13 protein-coding genes are annotated in these 20,392 nt (G+C 70.0%); 7 read left to right on the forward strand and 6 right to left on the reverse strand.

Going from position 1 to position 20,392, the window contains the following annotated elements:
• Window positions 1–201 precede the first annotated feature (201 nt).
• The 4 genes from ACFVKT_RS33915 (at window position 202) to ACFVKT_RS33930 (ending at window position 5,263) form a co-directional block, all read left to right on the forward strand.
• A complete protein-coding gene (locus ACFVKT_RS33915) occupies window positions 202–1,614 on the forward strand; it encodes a hypothetical protein (RefSeq protein ID WP_385738742.1) in 1,413 nt (470 codons plus the stop codon).
• 180 nt (window positions 1,615–1,794) lie between these two features.
• Window positions 1,795–3,051 (forward strand): AAA family ATPase, encoded by a 1,257-nt coding sequence (locus ACFVKT_RS33920; protein ID WP_385738744.1) that lies wholly within the window; start codon window positions 1,795–1,797, stop codon window positions 3,049–3,051.
• Window positions 3,048–4,358 (forward strand): VWA-like domain-containing protein, encoded by a 1,311-nt coding sequence (locus ACFVKT_RS33925; protein ID WP_385738746.1) that lies wholly within the window; start codon window positions 3,048–3,050, stop codon window positions 4,356–4,358. Before ACFVKT_RS33920 ends, ACFVKT_RS33925 begins: the two co-directional genes overlap by 4 nt.
• Window positions 4,359–4,588: 230 nt before the next feature.
• Window positions 4,589–5,263, forward strand: coding sequence for a response regulator (locus ACFVKT_RS33930; RefSeq protein WP_385738748.1), 675 nt, complete (start codon window positions 4,589–4,591; stop codon window positions 5,261–5,263).
• 238 nt (window positions 5,264–5,501) lie between these two features.
• Here the strand turns inward: ACFVKT_RS33930 and ACFVKT_RS33935 are convergent, their stop codons facing one another.
• Window positions 5,502–6,719, reverse strand: a complete 1,218-nt coding sequence (locus ACFVKT_RS33935; RefSeq protein WP_385738750.1) for a sensor histidine kinase — start codon at window positions 6,717–6,719, stop codon at window positions 5,502–5,504.
• A gap of 302 nt (window positions 6,720–7,021) precedes the next feature.
• On the opposite strand from ACFVKT_RS33935, the gene ACFVKT_RS33940 reads away from it, so the two are divergent.
• A complete protein-coding gene (locus tag ACFVKT_RS33940) occupies window positions 7,022–9,298 on the forward strand; it encodes an MMPL family transporter (RefSeq protein WP_385738751.1) in 2,277 nt (758 codons plus the stop codon).
• A gap of 137 nt (window positions 9,299–9,435) precedes the next feature.
• On the opposite strand, the gene ACFVKT_RS33945 is transcribed toward ACFVKT_RS33940, so the two are convergent.
• Window positions 9,436–10,242, reverse strand: a complete 807-nt coding sequence (locus ACFVKT_RS33945; RefSeq protein ID WP_385738753.1) for an HAD family hydrolase — start codon at window positions 10,240–10,242, stop codon at window positions 9,436–9,438.
• A 305-nt stretch (window positions 10,243–10,547) separates the two neighbouring features.
• Between ACFVKT_RS33945 and fahA the strand changes: the two genes are divergently transcribed.
• Window positions 10,548–11,834, forward strand: a complete 1,287-nt coding sequence (gene fahA, locus ACFVKT_RS33950) for a fumarylacetoacetase (protein WP_385738754.1) — start codon at window positions 10,548–10,550, stop codon at window positions 11,832–11,834.
• 489 nt (window positions 11,835–12,323) lie between these two features.
• Here fahA and recQ read toward each other — a convergent pair whose 3' ends face one another.
• A complete protein-coding gene (recQ, locus tag ACFVKT_RS33955) occupies window positions 12,324–14,384 on the reverse strand; it encodes a DNA helicase RecQ (protein ID WP_385738756.1) in 2,061 nt (686 codons plus the stop codon).
• A gap of 233 nt (window positions 14,385–14,617) precedes the next feature.
• Here recQ and ACFVKT_RS33960 point away from each other — a divergent pair, with 233 nt between their 5' ends.
• Window positions 14,618–15,112 (forward strand): hypothetical protein, encoded by a 495-nt coding sequence (locus ACFVKT_RS33960; protein ID WP_385738758.1) that lies wholly within the window; start codon window positions 14,618–14,620, stop codon window positions 15,110–15,112.
• 111 nt (window positions 15,113–15,223) lie between these two features.
• On the opposite strand, the gene nuoN is transcribed toward ACFVKT_RS33960, so the two are convergent.
• The 3 genes from nuoN to nuoL are packed head-to-tail and all read right to left on the reverse strand — an operon-like array spanning window position 15,224 to window position 20,384.
• Entirely contained in the window at window positions 15,224–16,873 is a 1,650-nt protein-coding gene (gene nuoN, locus ACFVKT_RS33965; protein WP_385738760.1) for an NADH-quinone oxidoreductase subunit NuoN, read from the reverse strand.
• On the reverse strand, window positions 16,870–18,465 hold the full coding sequence (locus ACFVKT_RS33970; RefSeq protein ID WP_385738762.1) for an NADH-quinone oxidoreductase subunit M: 1,596 nt from the start codon (window positions 18,463–18,465) through the stop codon (window positions 16,870–16,872). The genes nuoN and ACFVKT_RS33970 overlap by 4 nt, the downstream gene beginning before the upstream one ends.
• Before the next feature lie 5 nt (window positions 18,466–18,470).
• Window positions 18,471–20,384 (reverse strand): NADH-quinone oxidoreductase subunit L, encoded by a 1,914-nt coding sequence (nuoL, locus tag ACFVKT_RS33975; RefSeq protein WP_385738764.1) that lies wholly within the window; start codon window positions 20,382–20,384, stop codon window positions 18,471–18,473.
• Between the last annotated feature and the right edge of the window lie 8 nt (window positions 20,385–20,392).

A 20,392-nucleotide genomic window follows, 5' to 3' on the forward strand; every position in this document is an offset into this window, starting at 1 on the left:
CGTCCGCCCCGGGCACCCGCTAGCCCGGGGCGGACGCACCCGACAGCCTCGTGCCGACGCACCCGACACACCCGTGCAGACGCACCCGACGCACCCGCTGAAAAGAAGCTGCCGGATCGCGGGTGGGGGCGTTACGCTCGCCGCGATGATGAATCAATCTCCTCGCAGATTGGGGGACCCGTCCGCGCAAGGTGAGTGCTGATGCTCACTGAGACCGCGAACGAGGACTCCCGCCTTTCCTTCTGGTTGCGCGTGCGCGAGTTCGCCGTGCCACCCTCGATGATCGAGACCGCGACCGCCCGGCGTCTTGCCGGGGACTGGGCGGGTGCGTGTGCCGCCGCAGGCATCGATGTCGATCTCAACCTGCGCTCCGTGGCACGCAGTCACGGCCGCGATCTCGCCGCCCGTATCCGGGCCGATCTCCGCCATCTGGCACCTGACCTGCTGCGCTGGCATCTCCCGAGGGTCGCGCCCGACGGGCTGTTGCGCCCGGGTCTGACCATCGCGCTGGCCGAGTACGAGGCCGAGTCCGAGTCCGACGGTGGACGCCCGGTGTACCTCGTGGTGCGGACTCCGCCTGCCTGGGCGGACGCCGGTCAGCGGATCAGCCTCGCGCTGTGGGGCGGTCCCGGCTTCGAGGCCGGGGCGTTCCGGCATCCGCATCCCCGCCCCAACCGGCGGTTCCGCCTCGATCTGCACCGCCATCTCTGGGACGCACGCAGGGCCGGCGAGCTGCGGGTCCGGTCCGGGGCCGACCGGCACCCTTCCATGAACCCGGATCCGCCGGGGATGGTGCCGCGGGGGCGGCGGTGTGCCGTCGAGCGGTGGGCGGCCGAGGCGGGGATCCTGCTGCACGCCGAGGGGCGGGCGACCGGTGCGGGTGCCGTCGCCGTGCGGGTCGGGGGCCGGCGTCGGCTGATCCTGAACCTGGCCGGGGACGCAGACCGCTCTGGTTCTCCCGCCCTGCGGATCACGGCGGCGCCCACGCCCATGAAGGCCGGCGCCTCCGCACTGCCGGTCCTGCCCGACGCGGCGACCTGGGTGCTGCCCGACCTGGAACTGCTCCGCGCAGGTGCGTTGGAGGCCGACCGGCTGCATCCGCTGGTCGCCTCGGCACTGGTACCGGGTCGTACGCCCACCCGCGCCTCCCCCGTTCCGGCCCTGGCCGCAGGTCAACCACGACTCGTGGAGTGCCGTGGGGCCGAGCACCGTATCGGCCTGGTCGACGGGGTACTGGCGGCGCTGGATCACGACCCGGCCGAGATCCGCCGCGAGGAACTGCTGGTCGCGCTGACCGGAACCCCGCTTCCCTGCCTGCAAGCCATTGATGAGGCACACCGTCGTCCCGAGTGTCTCGCGGGCATCCGCGAACGCCTGGTCCACGGCGACATCGCCGGTGCGCTGGCCGTCGTCGAGGGCCTGTTGGGGCCCGACGCGGTGCTGCGCGGCGGCGCTCTACGAGACGAGCTGGAGGCGGCCGCGGAGCGCCGGATCACCTACGGGTTGTTCCGGGCAGGCCTGGTCGAACCCGGCCCCGGCCGCATCCACTTCCACCCGGACTGTCACCGTCCTCGCGGCCGCCGCACCCACTCGCACCACGCGCTCGCCGGCTGACCCGCGGACCTCCGCCTCCTTCGGCCGACCCGCGGGCCCCCGCCTCTTTCGCGGGCCTCCATCTCTTTCGCGGACCTCCGCCTCCTTCAAGGGCCTCCGTCTCTTTCGAGGGCCTCCGGCCTTCGCACCCACTCGCCTTCGCACCCACTCGCTGCACCACGAACCCAAAGGTGATCAAACATGCCCACACGCACGCTGTCGCCCTCCTCATCCCCCACATCCCAACTCGACGTAGCCGGCGAGTTGCTGACCCTGCTGCGCGACTCCGGTACCGAACCGCGCCCCGACATCCAGCTGGAGGCCCTGACGCTCGCGGTCGCGGCCGATCTGCCCGTACTTCTGTGGGGTGAGCCGGGGATCGGCAAGACCGCGGCCCTGACGCAGCTCGCGGCGGCCCTGGATCTTCCGCTGACCACGGTGATCGCCAGCGTGCACGAGCCGTCCGACTTCTCGGGGCTGCCCATCATCGGAGACGATCCCGCGGAGCAAGGTGTCCCGATGGCCCCGCCGGACTGGGCGGTACGCCTGGTGCGGGCCGGCCGAGGGCTGCTGTTCCTGGACGAGTTGTCCACCGCGCCGCCGGCCGTCCAGGCCGCCCTGCTCCGTCTCGTACTGGAGCGGCGGATCGGCTCACTCCAACTGCCGCCCGGCGTACGGATCGTGGCCGCCGCCAATCCGCGTTCCTCGGCGGCCGACGGCTGGGAGCTGAGCCCGCCGCTGGCCAACAGGTTCGTCCATCTTCAGTGGACCCACGACCACGAGGTCGTCGTACGCGGTCTTGGTGGGACGTGGCCCCGGGCGACGTTGCCGCAGCTGGACCCGGAAAGGCTGTCGGGGGCCGTCGAGTTCGCCCGGCGTGCGGTGTGCGAACTCCTCGCCGCCCGCCCCACGCTCGTACACCGGCTGCCCAGCAACGAAACCCGCCGGGGCGGCCCCTGGCCGTCACCCCGGAGCTGGGAGATGACCCTGTGCCTGATCGCCTTCGCGACCGCGGCCGGCTCCTCACGGGAGGTGCTGTCCCTGCTGGTCAGAGGCACCGTCGGGGACGGCCCGGGGCTCGAACTGCTGGCAAGCCTGGACCGGATGGACCTCCCCGACCCCGAAGTCCTGCTCGCCGACCCGGCGGGGGCGAGCCTGCCCGAGCGCGGGGATCTGCGCCAGGCGGTGCTCGACGGTGTGGTGGCGGCGGTCCGCCGGCGCCCGGAGAGATCCCGCTGGGACGCGGCCTGGGCGCTCCTGGTCCGGGCCTTGGAGACCGGAGCCCCTGACCTGGTGGTCGTCCCCGCGACCACACTCGCCACACTCCGGCAGGAGGACTGGGACGTTCCGGCATCGATCGAGCGGCTCGCCGGAGCGGTGTCCCTGTCCCGGCGTGCGGACCAGGCCGCGGCCCAGTCCGCTTCCCGTGCGGCGGTCACCACGAAGGCGGGCCGATGACACCGGACGCACCGACAACACCCAGCCACCGTCCCAGCCCCAACTTCGACCTCGCTTTCGACCTCGACCTCGACCTCGACAAGCTCTTCGCCGCCCGGCTGCACGCCGCCCGGGTCCGGCCCTACTTGGCGACGGCGCTCTTCGCCCTGTACACCGTGCCGTCACGGCGGGTACCGACGATGGCCGTCGACCGGCACTGGCGGTGCTATGTCTCGCCGGGGTTCGTGGACCGCACACCGGTGGAGGAACTGGCCGCGGTATGGGTGCACGAGGTGTCGCACCTGCTGCGCGACCATCACGGGCGCAGCGACCGGTTCGCGCGGCAGCACGGCCTGACCGGCCCTGCGGAACGGCTGCGGATGAACATCGCCGCGGACTGCGAGATCAACGACGACGTGTACGGCGACGGACTGATCCGGCCCGAAGACGCCCTCCAGCCAGTGTCCTTGAGGTTGCCCGAGGGACAGCTCATGGAGGAGTACCTGCGCCAGTTCCGACTCGGGCCGCTCACCCAACACCTGGCCTGGCTGGACTGCGGAAGCGGCGCCGACGGACTGGAACGGGAGTGGGAGCTGGGGCCCGACGGTGCGCACGGCCTCAGCGCGCAGGAGCGGGACGCGGTCCGGTTCCGGGTGGCGCAGGGCATCAAGGCCCGCCCGGGGCGCTCCTCCAGAGGTTGGCAACGGTGGGCGGAGGAGGCGTTCCATCCGCCGCAGCCGTGGCGGGAGTTGCTCGGCGCGGCGGTCCGCTCGGCGGTCTCCGGCTCCGGCGCGGGCGAGGACTACACGTACGGCCGTCCGTCACGGCGCTCTGCCGGGGTGCCGGGCGCCATACTGCCGAGCCTGCGGCGCAGGCCGCCTCGGGTCTGCGTGGTCATCGACACCTCCGCGTCGGTCAGTGACACCGAACTGGGCAGCGCGCTCCTCGAAGTCGCCGCGATCTCCCGCGCCCTGGGCGGCCGCCGCGACCTGATCACCGTGGTGCCGTGCGACGCGGCGGCCCGGATCGCCCACCCGCTGTGCCGCGCCGAGGGGATCCCCCTGATGGGCGGCGGGGGTACGGATCTACGCACAGGCTTCGCCAAGGCCCTGCGAACCGGCCCCCGGCCGGACGTCGTCGTCGCCCTGACCGACGGCCAGACGCCCTGGCCGTCCACGCGCCCACCCTGCCGGACGGTGGTGGGCCTCTTCCCCCGACAGGACGAAACCCCGTCCTGGGACGAGGACGACCCCGACTACGTACCGGATTCGCCGCCGGAGTGGGCACGGGTGGTGGAGATCGGGTCGGCTCCGGCCATGCGCTCTTGAGTGCCGGGCAGGCCCGCGAACCGATCTCGGGCCCACGGCGGTGGAGCCGGAGAACGGTGTCGGCCGAATGACCGACAGCTGCGCGTGAAACCGCGACGTGGGGCTGACTCGGAGGCGCTCGGCCCCGAGCGAGCATGGGCGGACGATGCACTGGCCGTTCGGTGGGGACGGCGGGGCCCGGCGGCCGTCGGTCGGGGCGGCGCCGCTGATCGCTGTGGTAGGAACAGATAGTGGCCGATACACGGATCAATGTGGTGATCGCCGACGACCAGCAGTTGGTGCGCACCGGATTCAGCCTGATTCTGGGGGCGCAGCCGGGCATCACCGTGGTCGGGGAAGCGGCTGACGGTGTCGAGTGCATCGATCTTGCCCGCCGGCTGCGCCCGGATGTGGTGCTGACCGACATTCGTATGCCCCGGCTGGACGGTCTGGACGTGGTGCGGCAGTTGGCCGGGCCGGGCGTGGCCGATCCGCTGAACGTCGTGTTGATCACCACGTTCGACCAGGACGACTACGTACGGACCGGCCTGCGCAACGGGGCCTGCGGATTCCTGCTGAAGGACGCCTCTCCGGGGCTGCTGGTGGAGGCGGTTCAGGCAGCGGCCCGTGGGGACGCCCTGGTGTCACCGGCGGTGACGGTCCGCCTGTTGCGTCGGCTGGAGGAGACCGAGCGGGGCGCGGCGTCGGGTGACGCGGGGGCTGCCGGGCTCAGCGAGCGCGAGCTGGACATTGTGCGTCTGGTGGCTGTGGGACGTACGAATCAGGAGATCTGCGACGGGCTGTTCTTGTCGTTGTCGACGGTGAAGACGTATCTGGCGCGTATCCAGGCCAAGTTGAAGGCCCGGAACCGGGTGGAAGTCGCGGCGTGGGCCTGGGAGCACGGCGCGGTTCACCCGGAGCGCTGACGCTGAGCCCGTCAACGCTTGGGCTGGTCGTAGGGCACGGTTCACCCGGAGTGCTGACGCCGGGCCCGTCAACACTTGGGCTGGTCGTACGGCGTGGTCCACAGGGACCGCCGACACCGAACCCGTCAATGCTTGGGCCGGTCGTACGGCGTGGCCCACAGGAACCGCCGACACCGGGCCCGTCAACGCTTGCGCTGGTCGTACGGCGTGGCCCACAGGAACCGCCGACACCGGCCCGTCAACGCTTGCGCTGGTCGTACGGGAGCGCGTTGGCGGTGGGTGTTGCCAGGGGGACGGTGGCGTGGACCTCCCAGCCTCCATGGGGGAGTGCGCCGGCGCGGACCGTTCCGTCGAGGGCTTCGACGCGTTCGCGCAGGCCCAGTAGGCCGAAGCCGCCGCGGCCGCCGGCGGGTGTGGCGGTCCTGTGCGAGGGCGCGGTGTTGGTGACCGTCACGCGCAGCCAGGCACGGTCTACGTCCAGGTGGACGGTGGTGCGGGCGCCGGGGGCGTGCCGGCGGACATTGGTCAGGGCTTCCTGGACCAGCCGCTCCACGGTGAGCTCGATTTCGGGGCTGAAGAGGGTGGTGCGGGCGGCTGCCGTGACTTCGAGCCGGGCCGGTGTGTCGGCGCCGGCGGCGGAGTGGGCGGAGACAAGGTCGGCCAGTTCGGTGAGCAGGTCGCCCGGACGCAGGGCGGGTTGGTTGTCCTCCCGCAGGACGTGTACCAGACGGCGCATCGACTCCAGGGTTTCCGTGCCGGACCGGGCGATGGTGCGCAGGATGGGATCCACCTTGTCCGGAGCGGTGGCCTGGATGGTCAGCGCTGCATTGGCCTGGACGATGATGCCGGTCATGTGGTGGGCGATCAGGTCGTGCAGGTCCCGGGCGAGGGCCAGGCGTTCCGCCTGGCGTACGTCGTGCACGGCCCGTTCCCGGCGGACCTCCAGGGCACGGACGGCACAGCCGATGACGATGCAGATCGCCAGGGCAATGGTCAGGACGTAGCCGCCGGCGAGGAAAGCGCCCCATGATCTGCTGCGCAGCGGCAGTGCGAGGATCGCGGCGACCAGCGCGAGGGTGTAAGCGGTCGCGCGTCCCGGCCGCCAGGCGTGCGCCGTGGTGTGCACGGTGAGGAAGAGCAGCCCGCAGGTCTCCAGAGCCCCCCACCAATGCAGGGTGGGGGGCTCGACCAGGCTCCAGACGGTCAGGGCGAGGGAGATCGTCACGGCGCCGATGACGCGCCTGTCCAGGCCGGCCGAGCGGGGCATGCCGAGTGCGAGCAGCCCGATCAGCGGACCGGTGACGATCACGGGCAGCCATGCCGTGGGTGATCCGAACGGATCGGGGCCCCGGGCGAGCAGAGCGAAGTCCGCGAACCAGGTGAGCGTGAACGCCACCAGGCTGCTGATCTTGATGAGCCTGCCGCCGGCCGGGTTGAGCGGGAGTTTCCAGTCCACGCGGATCAGCGTAGGAGCGCAGGCCCGGATCGGTGTCGGCCGAATGACCGACAGGCCGGTGCGCGTGAGGTCCGAACGGCCGACGCAGCACGCCCCGGCCCGGCGGAACCATGGTGCCCACGGCGGTCGGCGCCCCACCCCCCGAGGCCTGGCCGCCGGCTTCATCACCGGTACCGGGCTCCTACCGGTACCGGGCTCCTCGTCGACGGCGGAGTCTCCTCCGTGCTCGCCGCCCTCCCGCTGAGCCCCACCAGCCGGGCACTGCCCGTTCGTATCGACAGACAGAGAGTTGTCGCACCCTCATGGCCACCTTCCTGCACCGAATCGGCCTGGCCGCCTTCCAGCGGCGCCGACTGGTCGTCCTTCTGTGGGCGCTCGTCCTGGGCGTCATGGGCGCCGCCGCCGCCACCAGTTCGGGCCCGCAAAGCTCAAGCGTCTCCCTGCCCGGTACGGAAGCCCAGCGCGCCAATGATCTGCTGGCGACGAAGTTCCCGTCCGCCAACGCCGAAGGCGCCAGCGCCCGCGTTGTCATCAGGGCCCACAACGGGGAGAAGATCAGCAGCACCGAGAACAAGGCAGCACTCGAAGCGACCCTGGCCGAGGTGAAGGACTCCTCGCCGCATGTCGCCCAGGTCAGCGACCCGTTCACGGCGAAGACGGTCAGCGCGGACGGCACCACCGCCTACGCGCAGGTCACCTACAACGTCAAAGACTCGGACCTGACCGACCGTGACCACACCGGCCTCGACAAGTCACTGGAGTGGGGCCGCGGTCAGGGACTGACGGTGGAGGCATCCGGCAACGCGGTGCCGACCACCGCGGAGGGCTCCTCGGCCGAGGTCATCGGCTTCGCCCTGGCCGCCGTCATCCTGTTCATCACCTTCGGCTCACTGATCGCCGCCGGTCTCCCCCTCGTCACCGCGATGGTCGGTGTGGGCGTGACCATGACCGCAATCACCACGCTCAGCGGGCCGCTCAACCTCAGCAGCAGCACCTCGTCCCTGGCCACGATGCTGGGCATCGCCGTCGGCATCGACTACGCGCTGTTCATCGTCTCCCGCTACCGCGCCGAACGCGCGGCCGGCCATGACGCAAGAGAAGCCGCCGCCCGCGCCAACGGCACCGCCGGATCAGCCGTCGTCTTCGCCGGACTGACCGTGGTGATCGCTCTCGTGGGGCTGGCCGTGGTGAACCTGCCGATCCTGACCATGATGGGTCTGGGCGCCGCCGGTGCCGTCGTCGTCGCCGTTCTCGTCGCCATCACGCTGATCCCCGCGCTCCTGGGCTTCGCCGGCGAACGTATCGGCGGCAAGGCCCGCGAGCGGTCCGCCACCCGAATCTCCGGGATCCGACTCCCCGGGTCCCGACTCCCCGGGTCCCGACTCTCCGGGATCCGGTCCGTCCGCCCGGGACTGGCACAACGGTGGATCTCCTACGTTCTGCGCAAGCCGGCGAGGGTCCTGATCCTGGCGGTGATCGGTCTCGGCGTCGTCGCCCTGCCCGCCGCGAAGCTCGAACTCGGGCTGCCGGACGACGGTTCCGCGGCCACCTCCTCAACCCAGCGCAAGGCCTACGACATGCTGTCGCAGTCCTTCGGTCCCGGCTTCAACGGCCCGCTCACGGTGACCGTCGACAACCAGGACCCCGCCGTCGCACGCACCGGCTCCCAGCAGATGGGCAAGTCCCTCGCCGAGTTGCCCGGTGTGGCCGCGGTGACCCCGGCCGTCTTCAACGAAGCGGGCGACACCGCCATCATCACGGTCATCCCCAAGAGCCCACCGGCCAGCGACGCGACAAAGGAACTCGTCGGCGACATCCGTTCCCTGGCCGACAGCACCGGCGCGGAAACGGGAGCCCGCTCCCTGGTGACCGGCACGACGGCCCTCAACATCGACGTCTCCGCCAAGTTCAGCAAGGCGATCGCGCCCTACCTGGCGGTCGTCGTCGGCCTGGCCGTTCTCGTACTGATCCTGGTGTTCCGATCGATCCTGGTGCCCGTCAAGGCCGCCCTCGGCTTCCTGCTCTCCGTACTGGCGTCTCTGGGAGCACTCGTGGCCGTCTTCCAGTGGGGCTGGCTGAAGGACCTGATCGGTCTCGACCAGACCGGCCCCATCATGAGCCTGATGCCCATCCTGATGGTCGGCATCGTCTTCGGCCTGGCCATGGACTACCAGGTGTTCCTGGTCACCCGCATGCGCGAGGCATACGTCCACGGCGCCGACGCCCGTACGGCGGTCGAGGCGGGATTCAGGCAGAGCGCCACCGTTGTGACCGTCGCGGCCCTCATCATGATCACCGTCTTCTCCGGGTTCATGGGCGGCCACGACGCCATGATCAAGTCACTGGGCTTCGGACTAGCCGTCGCCGTCGCCTTCGACGCTTTCATCGTCCGCATGACGATCATCCCTGCCGCACTGGCCCTTCTCGGCGAGCGCGCATGGTCCCTGCCTGCCTGGATCGACCGCATCCTGCCCAACGTCGACATCGAAGGGGAGAAGCTGGGGCACCCCAAGCCCCCGTCGTCCTCGGAGGAGCAGCCGGGCCGCGCCCTCACTCACGACTACAGCAAACAGAGCTGACACACACATGGGGGGGTGGTGCCGTCGCCAGTCGGGCACCCCCCCTCACCGTTTTCCGGCGTCACCCGAAGCCGAACGGCCCGAGACGACTCGGCGGCCGGCCGGTACCCGACACGTTCCTCGTGCGGACGCCCCGGCTAGCCGAACAGCCGCTCCAGTACCACCGCGATCCCGTCATCCTCATTGGACAGCGTCACCTCGTCCGCCACCGCCTTGAGCTCCAGATGCGCATTGGCCATGGCCACCCCCCGCGCCGCCCAGTCGAACATCGGGATGTCGTTGGGCATGTCACCGAAAGCGATGGTGGCGGAGGAACTGAGGCCGAGATGACGGGCGGCGAGAGCCAGGCCCGTCGCCTTGGTCACGCCGCATGGCTGGAGTTCGACGGTCCCCGGCCCCGACATGGTGACGGTCGCCAGCGAACCGGCCACCGCTCGCGCCGTCATCGCCAACTCGTCGTCCGACAAGTACGGGTGACGGAGCAACACCTTGCTGATCGGTTCCGCCCACAGGTCGTCACGCCGCCGCACCCGTACCGCCGGGAGCGTCGGATGCGGCATCACGTAGCCCGGCTCGATGAGCGTGAGCCCGTCCACGCCGTCCTGGTCCACGGCCGCGTAGACCTGCCCGACCTCCGCCTCGATCTTGCCGAGCGCCGTCTCGGCCAGCTCCCTGTCCAGGGCCACCGACCACAGCAGACGGTCCGCCCCCGCGTCGTACAACTGTGCCCCCTGACCGCACACCGCCAGCCCCTGGCTGCCGAGTTCGTCGAGCAGCGGCCGCACTCTCGGCGCGGGCCGGCCCGTCACCACCAGATGCCGGGCACCCTCGGCCGTGGCCTTCGCCAACGCGGCCCGCGACCGGTCGGAGAGCGTGTCGTCGCCGCGCAGCAGCGTTCCGTCCAGGTCGGTGGCGATAAGTGAATATGCAGTCGGAGCGGCCATGATCCGAAGAATACGGATCGAACGACTCATCGGCCCGGCGTGAACCGGACGACGTCCGGTATCCCGTCAGCAACGCCGTTCACCGCACGGGGATTACGAGCGGTACGAAGCCCTGACGGCCACAACCCGGCTCCCCGCACCCGGCATAACTTGACGCCCCCGAATGGCACTTACGGAGCATTACGAACCCACCAGGCACAGCCCCAACAAGTTCATCCCCCGTAACGTGTGCCGCGACCAAGCAGAACCCATGTCCCGCATGGCAAGTACGCCCCCCGCAAGCCACGAGAGCGAGGCACCCCCCGATGCCGAAGCCGCTGCCGACGCCCCTCTTCGACGTCCCCGAGGGCGATCCCTTCGGCCCGCACAACCTGCCGTACGGGGTGTTCTCCTTGAACACCCCGACCCCAACCCCGACCAGCCCGGCCACCGCCACCGCCACCGCCACCGCCACCGCCACCGCTCGAACCATCGGCGTCCGCCTCGGCAACCACGTACTCGACGCGGGCGCGGCAGCCCGGGCACTCGGCTCCCCGTACGCGGAACTGCTCGCCCGACCGACCCTGAACCCCCTCCTCTCAGCCGGCCGCACCGCCTGGTCCGACGTCCGCCGCGCCCTCACCGCATGGGTGACGGTCCCGGCTCACCGCGAGACGCTCGAACCTCACCTCCACCCGCTCTCCGAGGTGACCCTGCACCTCCCCTTCGAGGTCGCGGACTACGTCGACTTCTACGCCTCCGAGAACCACGCCCGGAACGTCGGCCAGATCTTCCGCCCCGACGCGGCCGACTCCCTCACCCCCAACTGGAAGCACCTGCCCATCGGCTATCACGGCAGGTCCGGCACGGTCGTCGTGTCAGGAACGGACGTCGTACGCCCCTCCGGCCAGCGCAAGGCACCCACGGACGCGGCCCCCGTCTTCGGCCCCTCCATCCGTCTGGACATCGAAGCGGAGGTCGGCTTCGTGGTCGGCACCCCCTCGGCCATGGGCGCCCCCGTCCCCCTCTCCGCCTTCCGCGACCACGTCTTCGGCCTCTGCCTCCTCAACGACTGGTCGGCGCGCGACATCCAGGCCTGGGAGTACGTCCCTCTCGGCCCCTTCCTGGGCAAGTCGTTCGCCACGTCGGTGTCCGCGTGGATCACCCCGCTCGACGCTCTGACCGACGCCCAAGTCGCACCCCCATCACGCACACACCCCCTCCTCCCCTACCTGGACGACTCCGAGGACGAGCCCGGCGGCTACGACCTCCGCATCTCCGTCGCCATCAACGGCCACGTCGTCTCCGAACCCCCCTTCTCCACCATGTACTGGACGGCCGCCCAGCAACTGGCCCACATGACGGTCAACGGCGCCTCCCTCCGCACAGGCGACCTCTACGGATCCGGAACCGTGAGCGGCCCCTCCGCCTCCGAGCGCGGCTCCCTCCTCGAACTCACCTGGAACGGCCGAGACACCCTCGACCTCCCCACCGGCAAGCGCACCTTCCTTGAGGACGGCGACGAGGTGACACTGACAGCCTGGGCCCCGGGCCCAGGCGGAACCCGCGTAGGCCTGGGCGAGGTAACGGGCCGAATCAAGCCGACCCCCTGAGCGACATCCCCCCTCCCCCCACCCCCACACACCCGGCAACAACCCCCGAGCACCACGCACCCCTATCCGCTACCGCAGCCGGAGCCACAGGGAGAGCCGGAATCGAAACCGGAGCCGGAGCCGGAATCGAACCTGAGTTGATGCCGGAGCCGAAACCGGAGCCGGAGCCGGAGCCGGAATCGAAACCGGAGCCGAAGCCGCAGCCGCAGCCGGTGCCGTCGCCGGAGCCGCAGTCGGAGTCGGAGTCGGAGTCGGAGCCTGTGCCATCACCGCAGCCGCAGCCGCAGCCGCCAAACCACGGAAGGGGCCGTGCCGGTACGTCCAAATGCTCGTCGCGTACGTTCGCGTCACCGGACCCCCACCCCACTGCCCGACGTCTGATCCGGCGGCGACGAGCGGGACGTACCGGCACGGCCCCGACCCGCCCAGCCACGGCCGCCGCCCCCGCCAAGGCCAGCGCCGCGCCCGGCAGCAGACCCCGCCGACGCCCTAGGCCCAGTCCTCCGGCTCGGGCTCAGGCTCCTCGCCCATCTCCGGCCAGTCCGGATCCGGAGCCTCACCAACCGCCGAAGCCGCAGCTCCCCCGGCCCCCGAACCCCCGGATACCCCTGAACCCCCGGCCCCGGAACCCCCAGATGCCCCAGAGTCCCCGGAGTCCCCGGAGGCACCCCCAAGCGCCCCAAGCACCCCCAACACCCCCTCCCCCCAAGTCGCCAGCTTCTTCTCACCCACGCCGCTGATCGTCCCCAACTCAGCCACCGACTTGGGCCACACCGTGGCAATCTCCCGCAGCGTCGCGTCATGGAAGATGACGTACGCCGGAACACCCTGCTCCCGAGCCTGCTCGGCACGCCAGGCACGCAGGGCCTCGAAGGCGGGGACCAGCTCCAGTGCCAGCTCGGCCACGGCGGCCTTGGCCTTCTTCTCGCCCCGAGAGGAGGACGAACGGGCGCCCACCGGCTTGGGCGGCTCCTTCCGCAACGGCACCTCCCGCTCGCGCCGCAACACCGTCCCGCTCGCCTCGGTCAGCACCAGCGTCCCGTACTCACCCTCGACGGCAAGCAGCCCCTGCGCCAGCAACTGCCGTACGACGCCCCGCCATTCGTTCTCGGAGAGATCCTCACCGATGCCGAACACGGACAGCTGGTCGTGGTCGAACTGGATCACCTTGGCGGTCCGGCGCCCGAGCAGGATGTCGACGATCTGGACCGCACCGAACTTCTGCCCACGCTCGCGCTGCAATCGCACCACCGTGGACAGCAGCTTCTGCGCCGCGACCGTGCCGTCCCAGGTCTCGGGCGGCAACAGACACGTGTCGCAGTTGCCGCACGCGGGGGTGTGCGGGTCCTGGCCGAAGTAGGCGAGGAGCTGGGAGCGCCGGCACTGGGCCGTCTCGCACAGGGCCAGCATTGATTCCAGGTGGGCGGCCGCCCGGCGGCGGAACGCCTCGTCGCCCTCCGAGCCCTGGATCATCTTGCGCTGCTGGACCACGTCCTGAAGCCCGTATGCCATCCAGGCCGTGGACGGGAGTCCGTCGCGCCCCGCGCGGCCCGTCTCCTGGTAGTAGCCCTCGACGGACTTCGGCAGGTCGAGGTGGGCGACGAACCGTACGTCCGGCTTGTCGATGCCCATGCCGAACGCGATGGTGGCGACCACGATCAGGCCCTCTTCGCGCAGGAACCTCGACTGGTGACGCGCGCGGGTGCCCGCGTCCAGGCCCGCGTGGTACGGCACGGCCTCGATGCCGTTGCGGGAGAGGAACTCGGCCGTCGCGTCCACCGACTTGCGCGAGAGGCAGTAGACGATGCCCGCGTCGCCGGCGTGCTCCTCGCGGAGGAAGGACAGCAACTGCTTCCTGGGGTCGGCCTTCGGCACTATCCGGTACTGGATGTTGGGGCGGTCGAAGCTCGCCTCGAAGTGCCGGGCGTCCGGCATGCCCAGGCGCTGAGTGATCTCCTTGTGCGTGGCGCGCGTGGCGGTGGCCGTCAGCGCGATCCGCGGCACGTCCGGCCAGCGCTCGCCCAGCACCGAGAGCGCCAGGTAGTCGGGGCGGAAGTCGTGCCCCCACTGGGCGACACAGTGAGCTTCGTCGATCGCGAAGACCGAGATCTTCCCCCGTGAGAGCAGGTCCAGCGTCGTGTCCAGACGCAGCCGCTCCGGAGCCAGGTAGATCAGGTCGAGCTCCCCCGCGAGGAACTCCGCCTCGACCGTCCGCCGCTCGTCGAAGTCCTGCGTCGAGTTCATGAAGCCGGCGCGCACGCCCAGCGCCCGCAGCGCGTCCACCTGGTCCTGCATCAGCGCGATGAGCGGGGAGACCACGACACCCGTACCAGGTCTGACCAGGGCCGGAATCTGGTAGCAGAGCGACTTGCCGCCGCCGGTCGGCATCAGGACGACGGAGTCACCGCCCGTCACCACATGCTCGATGATCGCTTCCTGTTCGCCGCGGAAGGCGTCGTACCCGAAGACCCGGTGGAGCGTGGCCAGCGCCTCGCTCTCACCCAGCGTCTCCGTCGTACCCGCTTCGGTCATCACACCCGTCCCACCCATCGCCCGTCCCCCGTCCGTCGTACTTCGCCCACGACTGCCACCTTAGGCCTCCGCACCGACAGCCTCGGAGTTATCCACAGGCTGCCCCTCGGACCGCCCCACCCTCCGTCAGTCCAATGGGTTCGCCGGATGGCGGTCACCAGGCGGAACGGGACATTCTGCTCGTGCGGGACGGGGGAGGCCCGCTCCGCTCACGGGCGCCCCACGCGCCCCTCTCCCCAAGGAGCCCCCACATGTCCCCCCTCAAGGCCGCCTGCGCCCTCGCCCTGGCCACCGCCCTCTCCCTGGCCGCCGCCCCGGCCCACGCCGCCGACGAAGACACCGGCGCCTGGGCAGAGCTCAACACGACGTACACGGCGACCGGCGCGTACGCGTACGAGCCGTTCGGCGTCGCCGCCGGATACAAGCGCTCCGACGAATGCGCCTTCGATTCGGTGGGCGGCAAGGGCGCCATGGGCTACCACTACTTCAACGAGTCATATGTCGACTCGCTCGACCCCGCCACACCCGCGGCCCTCCTGTACGAGACCGGCCTCGGCGGGAAGCGCAAGCTGGTCGCGGTGGAGTGGATGGTCAAAGACACCGGTCAGGCCAAAGCGCCGACGCTGTTCGGCAAGGAGCTCGACAACACCGTGGCCGAAGGCTTCTACACACTCCACGCCTGGATCTACAAGCCCAACCCCAGCGGCCTGTTCAAGCCGTGGAACCCTAACGTGAAGTGCCCGTGACAACGAGTCGGGGCCCACTCCCCGAAGGGAGCGGGCCCCGATCCGTACCCGGATCGATCCGTACGCGGCTCGATCCGTAGCCGACCCGACCCGTCGCCGACCCGGCGCGGCTCAGCGCACGAACACCCCGGCCTGACCCGCCAGGTCCAGGAAGTACTGCGGCGCCACACCCAGCACCAGTGTGACCGCCACGCCCACCCCGATCGCCGTCATGGTCAGCGGCGACGGCACGGCGACCGTCGGCCCGTCCGCCCGCGGCTCACTGAAGAACATGAGCACGATCACGCGGATGTAGAAGAACGCCGCGATCGCCGAGGAGATCACACCGACCACGACCAGCGCGCCCGCGCCACCCTCCGCCGCCGCCTTGAACACGGCGAACTTCCCGGCGAAGCCGGAGGTCAGCGGGATGCCCGCGAAGGCCAGCAGGAAGACCGCGAACACGGCCGCCACCAGCGGAGACCTGCGCCCGAGCCCCGCCCACTTGGACAGGTGGGTCGCCTCTCCGCCCGCGTCCCTCACCAAAGTCACCACGGCAAAGGCGCCGATCGTGACGAAGGAGTACGCGCCGAGGTAGAAGAGCACGGACGAGACACCGTCCGGCGAGGTCGCGATGACACCCGCGAGGATGAAGCCGGCGTGCGCGATGGACGAGTACGCCAGCAGCCGCTTGATGTCGGTCTGTGTGATCGCGACGATCGCACCGCCCAGCATGGTGACGATCGCGACGGCCATCATGACCGGCCGCCAGTCCCAGCGCAGGCCGGGCAGGACGACGTACAGCAGGCGCAGCAGCGCCCCGAAGGCGGCCACCTTTGTCGCGGCGGCCATGAAGCCGGTGACCGGTGTCGGCGCGCCCTGGTAGACGTCCGGGGTCCACATGTGGAACGGCACCGCGCCGACCTTGAACAGCAGGCCCATGACGACCATCGCGACGCCGATGAGCAGCAGCGCGTCGTTGCCCATGGTGTCTGCGAGCGCCGGGTCGACGTTCTGGATGGTGCCGTCGACGACCTGGGAGATGGTGGCGTACGACACCGAGCCCGCGTAGCCGTACAGCAGGGCGATGCCGAAGAGGGTGAACGCGGAGGCGAAGGCGCCGAGCAGGAAGTACTTGACCGCCGCTTCCTGTGACAGGAGCCGCTTGCGGCGGGCCACGGCGCACAGGAGGTACAGCGGGAGCGAGAAGACTTCCAGCGCGATGAACAGCGTCAGCAGGTCGTTGGCCGCCGGGAAGATCAGCATGCCGCCGACCGCGAAGAGCAGGAGCGGGAACACCTCGGTGGTGGTGAACCCGGCCTTCACGGCGGCCTTTTCGCTGTCACTGCCGGGTACGGACGCGGCCTGCGCGGCGAAGGAGTCGACCCGGTTGCCGTGTGCCTCCGGATCGAGCCGCCGCTCGGCGAAGGTGAACACGCCGAGCAGTCCGGCCAGGAGGATCGTGCCCTGGAGGAACAGTGCGGGCCCGTCGACGGCAATCGCGCCCATGGCCGCGATGTGCGCCTTCGTGGTGCCGTATCCGCCCGCCGCGAGCGCCACGACCGCGGCGAACGCGGCGGCGAGTGCGACGGCGGACACGAACACCTGGACGTAGTAACGGGACTTGCGCGGGACGAACGCCTCGATCAACACTCCGACGATCGCCGCCCCGATGACGATCAAGGTGGGCGACAATTGCCCGTATTCGATCTTCGGCGCGTCGATCTTCGAGATCGGGTCGGCTGCGGTTGTCCACAGGCTGTGGACGGCTGCTGTACTCACTTGGCCGCCTCCACCTCGGGCTGAGGGTCCGTTTTATGGACGTCTGACATGGTCTGCTTGACCGCCGGGTTGACGATGTCGGTGAGCGGCTTCGGGTAGACACCCAGGAAGATCAGCAGGGCGATCAGCGGGGTGACGACCAGAAGTTCACGCACCCTGAGGTCGGGCAACTGCGCCACCTGTGGCTTCACCGGGCCGGTCATCGTCCGCTGGTAGAGGACGAGCGTGTACAGCGCGGCGAGGACGATGCCGAAGGTGGCGATGATGCCGACGGCCGGATAGCGCGCGAACACGCCGACCAGGACCAGGAATTCACTCACGAAGGGCGCGAGCCCGGGGAGCGAGAGAGTCGCCAGGCCGCCGATCAGGAAGGTGCCCGCGAGCACCGGGGCGACTTTCTGCACCCCTCCGTAGTCGGCGATCAGACGCGAACCGCGCCGCGAGATCAGGAAGCCCGCCACCAGCATCAGGGCGGCGGTCGAGATCCCGTGGTTGACCATGTAGAGCGTGGCGCCCGACTGGCCCTGGCTGGTCATCGCGAAGATGCCCAGGATGATGAACCCGAAGTGCGAGATCGACGCGTACGCCACCAGCCGCTTGATGTCCCGCTGGCCGACCGCGAGCAGCGCCCCGTAGATGATGCTGATGAGCGCCAGTACGAGGATGACGGGCGTCGCCCACTTCGAGGCCTCCGGGAAGAGCTGGAGGCAGTAGCGGAGCATCGCGAAGGTGCCGACCTTGTCGACAACTGCCGTGATCAGTACCGCGACCGGGGCCGTGGCCTCCCCCATGGCGTTGGGCAGCCAGGTGTGCAGCGGCCACAGCGGCGCCTTCACGGCGAACGCGAAGAAGAAGCCCAGGAAGAGCCAGCGCTCCGTGTTGGTCGCCATCTCGAACGAGCCGTTGGCCCGGGCCTCGGCGATCTCCTGGAGCGAGAAGTTTCCGGCCACCACATAGAGGCCGATCACCGCGGCCAGCATGATCAGGCCGCCGACCAGGTTGTAGAGGAGGAACTTCACGGCGGCGTACGACCGTTGCGTCGCCGCGACCTCGTCGCCGTGCTCGTGGGCCTTGTCCCCGAAGCCGCCGATGAGGAAGTACATCGGGATGAGCATGGCTTCGAAGAAGATGTAGAAGAGGAAGACGTCGGTGGCCTCGAAGGAGATGATCACCATCGCCTCGACGGCCAGGATCAGTGCGAAGAAGCCCTGCGTCGGCCGCCAGCGGCCCGCAGCGAAGCTGCCAAGAGATTCAGCGCCCGTCTCGTGCGGGTCGGCGTCGTGCCAGCCCGCCAGGATGATGAACGGGATCAGCAGCGCGGTCAGCGCGACGAGCGCCACTCCGATGCCGTCCACACCCAGCTCGTACCGCACCCCGAAGTCCGCGATCCAGGCGTGGGATTCGGTGAGCTGGTAGCGGCCGCCGTCGGGATCGAAGCGGACCAGGACCACGATCGCCAGCACCAGGGTGGCCAGCGAGACGAGCAGCGCCAGCCACTTGGCGGCGACTCTTTGCGCGGCCGGCACGGCGGCCGTGGCGATCGCCCCGAGGGCCGGGAGCGCCGCCGTCGCTGTCAGCAGAGGAAACGACATCGGTATCAGACCGCCCTCATCAGCAGGGTCGCGGCGATGAGGATCGCCGCACCGCCGAACATCGAGACCGCGTACGACCGCGCGTACCCGTTCTGCAGCTTGCGGAGACGGCCGGAGAGGCCGCCCATCGAGGCCGCCGTGCCGTTGACGACGCCATCGACCAGGGTGTGGTCGACGTACACGAGGGAGCGGGTGAGGTGCTCCCCGCCGCGCACCAGTACGACGTGGTTGAAGTCGTCCTGGAGCAGGTCGCGCCGGGCCGCCCTGGTGAGCAGCGAACCGCGCGGGGCGACGGCCGGGACGGGACGGCGCCCGTACTGGGCGTACGCGATTCCGACGCCGATGACGAGCACCACCATGGTGGCCAGGGTGACCGTGGTGGCGCTGATCGGTGCGTCGCCGTGGTCGTGTCCGGTGATCGGCTCCAGCCAGTGCAGGAACCGGTCGCCGATGCTGAACAGGCCGCCCGCGAAGACCGATCCGAAGGCGAGCACGATCATCGGGATCGTCATCGACTTGGGCGACTCGTGCGGGTGCGGCTCATGGCCCTCGGCGTCCGGCTGCCAGCGCTTCTCCCCGAAGAAGGTCATCAGCATCACGCGCGTCATGTAGAACGCCGTGATGGCCGCGCCCAGCAGGGCCGCGCCGCCGAGGATCCAGCCCTCGGTGCCGCCCTTGGCGAAGGCCGCCTCGATGATCTTGTCCTTGGAGAAGAAGCCGGACAGGCCGGGGAAGCCGATGATGGCGAGGTAGCCGAGGCCGAAGGTGACGAAGGTGACCGGCATGTACTTCCGCAGGCCGCCGTACTTCCTCATGTCGACCTCTTCGTTCATGCCGTGCATGACCGAGCCGGCGCCGAGGAAGAGGCCGGCCTTGAAGAAGCCGTGTGTCACCAGGTGCATGATCGCGAAGACGTAGCCGATGGGGCCGAGGCCTGCGGCCAGCACCATGTAGCCGATCTGCGACATCGTCGACCCGGCGAGGGCCTTCTTGATGTCGTCCTTCGCGCAACCGACGATCGCACCGAAGAGGAGTGTGACGGCGCCGACCACGGTGACGACGAGCTGTGCGTCCGGCGCCGCGTTGAAGATCGCGCCGGAGCGGACGATCAGGTACACGCCCGCGGTCACCATCGTCGCGGCGTGGATGAGGGCCGAGACCGGTGTCGGGCCCTCCATCGCGTCGCCGAGCCAGGACTGCAGCGGCACCTGGGCGGACTTGCCGCAGGCCGCGAGGAGCAGCATCAGCGCGACGGCCGTGAGCTTGCCCTCGGTGGCGTCGCCGACGAGACCCGGCTCCTCATGGGTGCCGAGCAGCGGTCCGAAGGCGAAGGTCCCGAAGGTCGTGAACATCAGCATGATGGCGATCGACAGGCCCATGTCACCGACGCGGTTGACCAGGAAGGCCTTCTTCGCGGCGGTGGCGGCGCTGGGCTTGTGCTGCCAGAAGCCGATCAGCAGGTACGAGGCGAGGCCGACGCCCTCCCAGCCGACGTACAGCAGCAGGTAGTTGTCGGCGAGGACGAGCAGCAGCATCGCCGCAAGGAACAGGTTCAGATAGCCGAAGAAGCGGCGGCGCCGCTCGTCGTGCTCCATGTACCCGATCGAGTACAGGTGGATCAGCGAGCCGACGCCGGTGATCAGCAGGACGAACGTCATCGACAGCTGGTCCAGCTGGAAGGCGACGTCCGCCTGGAAGCCCTCGACCGGGATCCAGCTGAACAGGTGCTGGCCGATGGCCCGGTGCTCGGCGTCCTTGCCCAGCATGTCGGCGAAGAGGATCGCGCCGATCACGAAGGAGGAGGCCGCGAGGGCCGTACCGATCCAGTGGCCGACGGCGTCCAGCCGCCGGCCGCCGCACAGCAGTACGGCCGCTCCGAGCAGAGGCGCCGCTACGAGCAGCGCAATCAGGTTGTCCACGATTCAGC

This window comes from Streptomyces sp. NPDC127595, from assembly GCF_042671685.1.
Taxonomy (GTDB): Bacteria; Actinomycetota; Actinomycetes; order Streptomycetales; family Streptomycetaceae; genus Streptomyces.